The sequence below is a fragment of the Planotetraspora mira genome (assembly GCF_016863275.1).
In the GTDB taxonomy this organism is placed as follows: Bacteria; Actinomycetota; Actinomycetes; order Streptosporangiales; family Streptosporangiaceae; genus Planotetraspora; species Planotetraspora mira.
In genome coordinates this window covers 186,196-192,303 of record NZ_BOOO01000038.1, presented here as the reverse complement: position 1 = coordinate 192,303, position 6,108 = coordinate 186,196, and the positions used below count along the sequence as shown (strand labels likewise).

Here is a 6,108-nt window from a genome sequence, read left to right as displayed (position 1 = left end):
CCCCACGATTTGATTCGAACACCTGCACGAATCATTTCATGGGAATGGACAGTGAGCAATGCTTATCGGCAAGGAAGTAGATAAGAAATATGAGGCTTATTGGGCGCTATTCGTCTAAGCGTTAAATGCCAAAATTGTGCCATGTGGTTCGGAGCACTACCGATTAAGGCAATTGCCGCGAATGCGTTCGCTCGCCACATGCTCGCGAGGGGGAGGCGACTGAACGCGGCCGCGCGAACGCGTCAGGCTTGCGGCGGGAGGGCTGCCCCAGGGCGTGGCCGAGGGGGGTAACCGCTGAACGGGAATCCGCCAGCTGAGGTCTCGATTCGGCGCCCGTTCCGGGGCCACCCCTCCTTCGCTGACCTGGAGAACGCGACGGAACGGCGTGCATGATCACAAGCGAAGTTTGGCCAGGTCAAACGGCAGGATTCCGAACCTGCGCATGATCGCGGGCTGGGTTTGCGCACGTCGGCGCGCCCTTCGCCGAACCTGTGCATGATCACGAGCGTGGGGACCGCTGGTCGGGGGCCTACCGAGGGCGGCCGTCGTCGAAGCCGCTATTGCCCAGGCGGCGCGCATCCACTGTGCCGACCGCCAGAAGCCCGACCGCCAGAAGCCCGACTGCCCGAAATCCTGGCCACCCGCAGACCGCCGTTCGAAATCCCGGCTGCCAGAAATCTCGGCTGCCAGAAGTCCCGGCTGCCGAAATGGCGGCTGTTCGAAAGTCCTGGCTGGCTGGCGCGCACCGTTCGCCGATGTCGGAAATGGCCGACATGGAAAAGCCGTGTGCGTTAAGAAACTCGTAGACGTAAGGATGTAAGGGAGAAAAGCGTCAGGGGCGGCCGAGGGCGCGGTAGTGCCAACCGGCGGAGCGCCAGGTCTCGGCGTCGAGGGCGTTGCGGCCGTCGACGATGTTCCGGGTGGCGACGACGGCGCCGAGCTTCTCGGGATCGAGGTCGACGAACTCCTGCCATTCGGTGAGCAGCAGCATGACGTCGGCTCCCCGGGCGGCGTCGAGAGCCGAGTCGGCGTATCCGAGGTCCGGATGTGCGCGCCGCGCGTTGTCCAGCGCGACCGGGTCGTAGATGGTGACCGTGCCGCCCTCCTGGCCGATGGTGACGGCCACGTCGAGCGCGGGAGAATCGCGGATGTCGTCGGAGTTGGGCTTGAAGGCCGCCCCGAGCACGCCGACCGTGCAGTTCTCGAACGAGCCGCCGACCAGTCCGCGGGCGAGGTCCACCATGCGGGCGCGGCGGCGCATGTTGATGGCGTCCACTTCGCGGAGGAACGTCAGCGCCTGGTCGGCTCCGAGCTCGCCCGCGCGGGCCATGAACGCCCGGATGTCCTTGGGCAGGCAGCCGCCGCCGAAGCCGAGACCGGGGTTGAGGAACCTGCCGCCGATGCGGTCGTCGAAGGACAGCGCGAGCGACAACTGCTTGACGTCGGCGTGGGCGACCTCACACACCTCGGCCATGGCGTTGATGAAGGAGATCTTGGTGGCGAGGAAGGCGTTGGCGGCCGACTTGACCAGCTCGGCGGTGGGGAAGTCCGTCACCACGACCGGAACCTCGCCCAGCGGCGCGTACACGTCCCGCAACACCTTCTCGGCGCGCTCGGAGGTGACCCCCAGCACGATCCGGTCCGGGTGCAGGGTGTCCTTCACGGCGAAGCCCTCGCGGAGGAACTCCGGGTTCCAGGCCAGTTCCGCCTGAGTGCCGGCGGGCGACAGCCGTACCAGCTTCTCGGCGAGGCGCTCAGCGGTCCCGACGGGGACCGTCGACTTGCCGACGACGAGACATTCGCGATCGAGGTACGGCGCGAGGGACTCCACGACGGCGTCCAGGTAGGAGACGTCCGCGGCGTACTCGCCCTTCTTCTGAGGGGTGCCCACGCAGATGAAGTGAACGTCGCCGAAGGCGGCGGCCTCCTCATAGGAGGTCGTGAAGCGCAACCGTCCCGACTCCAGGTTGCGCCGGAGGAGATCCTCTAGGCCGGGTTCGTGGATCGGCAGTTCGCCGCGCTCCAGCATGTCGATCTTGCTCTGATCGACGTCGAGACCGAGGACCTCAAAACCGAGTTCGGCCATGCATGCCGCATGTGTGGCACCCAAATATCCGGTGCCAAGCACGGTGAGACGGTAAGGCACGGCATGCTCCCCTCTTACCCAATCTTTGTGATCTGGCATCGTACTGAGGCCGTCAACTGCCCCAGGCATCGAGTGGGCAAACAGTTTCTTGCCCCAACCGTAGGGGGTGCCGACGATCAAGGCGTTGTCACCCCCCGCCAGGAGAGTCGGTGTCCCGATGTCCCTCAGGGAGGACGCGGGGTGCATAGCCCTACTGGTTGGTAACCTTCTGTTCGGGCGTCCTAGTATCGCGCTATGAGCTTCCCTCTCTACGCGCCCGCCGAGGAGCACGAGATGCTCCGCGAGACGGTTCGGGCCCTCGCCGACGAAAAGATCGCTCCCCGCGCCGCCGCGGCGGACGAGAACGAGGAGTTCCCCTGGGAGGTCTACAAGGACCTCGTCGCGGCGGACCTGCACGCCGTTCACATCCCCGAGGAGTACGGCGGAGCCGGCGCCGACGCGCTCGCCACCGTCATCGTGATCGAGGAGGTCGCCCGCGCGTGCGCGTCGTCCTCGCTCATCCCGGCGGTCAACAAGCTGGGGACGGTCCCCCTGCTGCTGTCGGCGTCCGAGGAGATCAAGCAGCGGTACCTGACGCCCGTCGCCGGCGGCGACGCGATGTTCTCCTACGCGCTGAGCGAGGCCGAAGCAGGATCCGACGCGGCCTCGATGAAGACCCGTGCGGTCAAGGACGGCGACCACTACGTGCTCAACGGCACCAAGATGTGGATCACCAACGCGGGGGTCTCGGAGTACTACACCGTCATGGCGGTGACCGATCCGTCGGCCGGCGCCCGGGGGATCTCCGCCTTCGTCGTCGAGAAGAGCGACGAAGGGGTCGGCTTCGGCCCCAAGGAGAAGAAGCTCGGCATCAAGGGGTCGCCGACCCGCCAGGTGATCTTCGAGAACGTTCGCATCCCCGAGTCACGGATGATCGGTGAGCCCGGCACCGGCTTCAAGACCGCGTTGGCCACGCTCGACCACACCCGTGTCACGATCGCCGCGCAGGCGCTCGGCATCGCGCAGGGCGCACTCGACTTCGCCGTCGGGTACGTGAAGGAGCGCAAGCAGTTCGGCAAGGCGATCGCCGAGTTCCAGGGCCTGCAGTTCATGATCGCGGACATGGCGATGAAGCTGGAGGCCGCCCGTCAGCTCACCTACGCCGCGGCCGCGAAGTCGGAGCTCGCCATGCACGGGACGCGTGTCAAGGATCTGACGTTCTTCTCGAGCGCGGCCAAGACCGCCGCGTCCGACGCCGCGATGGAGATCACCACCGACGCCGTCCAGCTTCTCGGCGGGTACGGTTACACGCGCGATTTCCCGGTCGAGCGCATGATGCGCGACGCGAAGATCACCCAGATCTACGAGGGCACCAACCAGATCCAGCGCATGGTCATGGCCCGTCAGCTGCTGAAGTAGCCCCTGGCATGCGAAACCTCGCTTCCCCAGTGTGGGCGGCGGGGTTCGTCATGTCCGATTCGGAGCGCCTAAAGGATCCCGTAGCGCGGCTGCCGGCTCTCGTGGCGCCTCCTCTGACATGTGGTGGCCGCAGTGGAGCAGGCGCCCCACAGCACGAGCAGCGGGCACGAAATCTACGGCCCGCCGCTTGGTCGGCATCGTTCCGATGTTCGTCGCCCCCAACCCCAAGGGTCGGAGCGGTTCGGTTGATGATCGAATGATCAAACCGGAAGTGGATCGTCCGCTACCGCTCTTACCATGGCGGCATGGCAATCGCTCGCTTCCCCAGCATCGTCATCGACTGTCCCGATCCTGGTGCGCTCGCGAAGTTCTACGGCGCGATGTTGGATTGGAAGGTCGACGTCTCCTCCGACTGGGCCGAGGTCCGCGCGGAGTACGGTCAGTGCATCTCCTTCCAGCAGGTGGATGGGTACACGCCGCCGGTGTGGCCATCCCAGGAGTCGCCCCAGCAGATGCACCTCGATGTGGTCGTCGACGACCTGGATGCCGCCGAGGCGGCGGTGCTCGATCTCGGTGCGACCAGACACCCGCACCAGCCCGGCACCTCCTTCCGGGTCTTCCTCGACCCGGCAGGTCACCCCTTCTGCCTCTGCGTGAACTGATCCGGACGGGCGGCTGAATCCTCAATCACGAGAAGTCCTGACGGCGTGGGCCGGTCTATGTCGACCAGGACGAGCCCGACGCAGGCCGTGACCACCCAGCGCATAGTCATGGCCCGCCGGCTGCTGAATCAAGTAGGGACGCGGAGCCCGTTCAAAGGACGGGCTCCCGCGTCACGTGGACATCGCTCCTACCCGCGATGGATGATCTGGAAAGCCGCCCTGACGGCGGCCACGCTCGCCGGCTGATCCCGGGACCTGAATGCCGCGGCGGCGATCAGTAGCGTCCTTTCACTCTTAGCGAGGGGATCAAGGGGCCGATCCGTCTGGCGGCTCCCAGGGCAACAGCGCTCCCGAAAGTCCGATGCCCTCAGGCTCCGCAGATCTCAGGCGCACCAGGTTTCCTGTCACGCCGAGGAATTGGCGTCGAGTATTCCCTCGCGAATGAATCTGAGCCAGGATGATCCGCGCATTTGTAGCACGGAGGGCGCATGGCTGTGTTCGCGTGTGCGGATTGTGGGGCCGTTCTGACTGCGCCGGTGTCGCTGGTTGCGCTTCCCGCTCATGCCCATCAGAAGTACGGCAATGGAGTACTACTTCCCGTGCTCCTGGAGTCGGGGACCTACGTGGTGGACCCGGAACCTTCCGGGCCGCCGTGGCGGCTGTGGGAGGAGGTCGGTGCGCAGGAGGCGGCAGCCCGCGGCGTGCACGCGCCGGTGTATGGCTTGTCTTACGGGCCGCCGGGAGCGGTTGGGGTCGCTCCGGGCGATGTCCGTGGAACTGTTTTGATTCCAGAGCGATGCGGCGGCCACTGCTGTGGCCTGGATGGCGGTGATGGCCCAAATCTGGCGTGTGCGCAGTGCGGGCGCGCCGTCGCCATCCGCGTGGACGACTGCTCCCTGTGGCAGGTGGTGTGGCTGGACCCGCATGCCGTACGTGCTGTCTGCGTCGATGAGCCGGCGCGTCGGGTGCTCAGCTGGGAGGAACTGCGGGAGCAACAGCAGGAAATCTCACCGATTCAGCCGACCGGGATGTGGAGTCCGGTGTGGGAAGCGGCGGTCTCAGTGGCGCTGGCCCACTTGCTGGCGGCATCGGGCGGTGCGCGGGTGGTCGTCCCCGACGGCTGCGTCGCCGATGTGTTCCGCTTGGCGACCGACATCCTGCTCCCGCCGGGCTCATCGGCGAAGAGCTTGGCCTTGGCCGGGCCGGGCCTGTCCGCCGCGACCGCGGACATCGCCTTGGTCCCGCGGCATCCGCAGACTGGTGAGGCATGGCCAACCGACGCAGGGGCAGCGGTGCCGCTGGCCGCCGACGTGTGGATGTATCTGGCCTCCACCCGCGATCGGCAGTTCATTCCGGCGACGGGTGGGCTACCCGATGGCGTTTACCGCGACGACCCCCCGCCACTGCTGCCGTTCCGTCGATTCCAGCCTGACCCGGACGTGTTCCTCCACACGCTGGCGCGACTGCCGGAGGTTCGTCAACCGTGGCTGCGTGAGATTTACGACCGTGTAAGGGACCGCCGATACATTCGCCCGTTCTAGTGATCCATCTGGAACACGGCAGGCAGGGATCGTGTGGCGATTGGGTGTTCTGGTGGACGCTCGGGTTAACACGGGTTTCGGGCGTCGTCGACAGCTTTCAGTGAGGGCTGCGACCGTGATTGCGGCTCGCCGTGCTCAGCTCTTGGGGCCTTTGAGGGTCGCGCGGGCCGCGTAGACGGTGTCGAGGTGCGTGTCGGCCCAGGTCGCGACGCTCTCGCCCACCCGCGCCAGCACGCTTCGGATCAGGTCGCAGGGGTCCGGTTGCTCCGCCGTCGACCGAGCCTCACTGTCAACGACACCCGTCATGTCGGTTCCCTCCGGGGTACCAGGGCACATCCAACTGCCTTCTTGCAGGTAGGCG

The 6,108-nt window shown here is 66.2% G+C and carries 5 protein-coding genes; 3 read left to right on the top strand and 2 right to left on the bottom strand.

The window, feature by feature from the left end:
* Positions 1-832: 832 nt before the first annotated feature.
* Complete coding sequence (locus Pmi06nite_RS32805) at positions 833-2,185, bottom strand: UDP-glucose dehydrogenase family protein (protein ID WP_275409629.1); 1,353 nt, start codon at positions 2,183-2,185, stop codon at positions 833-835.
* Positions 2,186-2,380: 195 nt separating this feature from the next.
* Between Pmi06nite_RS32805 and Pmi06nite_RS32800 the strand changes: the two genes are divergently transcribed.
* The 3 genes from Pmi06nite_RS32800 to Pmi06nite_RS32790 all read left to right on the top strand — a co-directional run bounded on the left by Pmi06nite_RS32800 (position 2,381) and on the right by Pmi06nite_RS32790 (position 5,747).
* The gene (locus Pmi06nite_RS32800; RefSeq protein WP_203957032.1) at positions 2,381-3,544 is read left to right on the top strand and encodes an acyl-CoA dehydrogenase family protein; all 1,164 of its coding nucleotides are present in this window, start codon (positions 2,381-2,383) and stop codon (positions 3,542-3,544) included.
* 305 nt (positions 3,545-3,849) lie between these two features.
* Entirely contained in the window at positions 3,850-4,206 is a 357-nt protein-coding gene (locus Pmi06nite_RS32795) for a VOC family protein (RefSeq protein WP_203957031.1), read from the top strand.
* 488 nt (positions 4,207-4,694) lie between these two features.
* On the top strand, positions 4,695-5,747 hold the full coding sequence (locus tag Pmi06nite_RS32790; protein ID WP_203957030.1) for a hypothetical protein: 1,053 nt from the start codon (positions 4,695-4,697) through the stop codon (positions 5,745-5,747).
* A gap of 135 nt (positions 5,748-5,882) precedes the next feature.
* Here Pmi06nite_RS32790 and Pmi06nite_RS32785 read toward each other — a convergent pair whose 3' ends face one another.
* Positions 5,883-6,053 carry a hypothetical protein gene (locus tag Pmi06nite_RS32785; RefSeq protein ID WP_203957029.1) on the bottom strand — a complete coding sequence of 57 codons (171 nt, stop codon included), beginning with the start codon at positions 6,051-6,053 and terminating at the stop codon, positions 5,883-5,885.
* Positions 6,054-6,108 lie beyond the last annotated feature (55 nt).

Bases quoted from the DNA above. Each gene is read 5' to 3' on its own strand.
- Pmi06nite_RS32805 (WP_275409629.1), bottom strand. From the start codon at position 2,185: ATGCCAGATCACAAAGATTGGGTAAGAGGGGAGCATGCCGTGCCTTAC.
- Pmi06nite_RS32800 (WP_203957032.1), top strand. From the start codon at position 2,381: ATGAGCTTCCCTCTCTACGCGCCCGCCGAGGAGCACGAGATGCTCCGC.
- Pmi06nite_RS32795 (WP_203957031.1), top strand. From the start codon at position 3,850: ATGGCAATCGCTCGCTTCCCCAGCATCGTCATCGACTGTCCCGATCCT.
- Pmi06nite_RS32790 (WP_203957030.1), top strand. From the start codon at position 4,695: ATGGCTGTGTTCGCGTGTGCGGATTGTGGGGCCGTTCTGACTGCGCCG.
- Pmi06nite_RS32785 (WP_203957029.1), bottom strand. From the start codon at position 6,053: ATGACGGGTGTCGTTGACAGTGAGGCTCGGTCGACGGCGGAGCAACCG.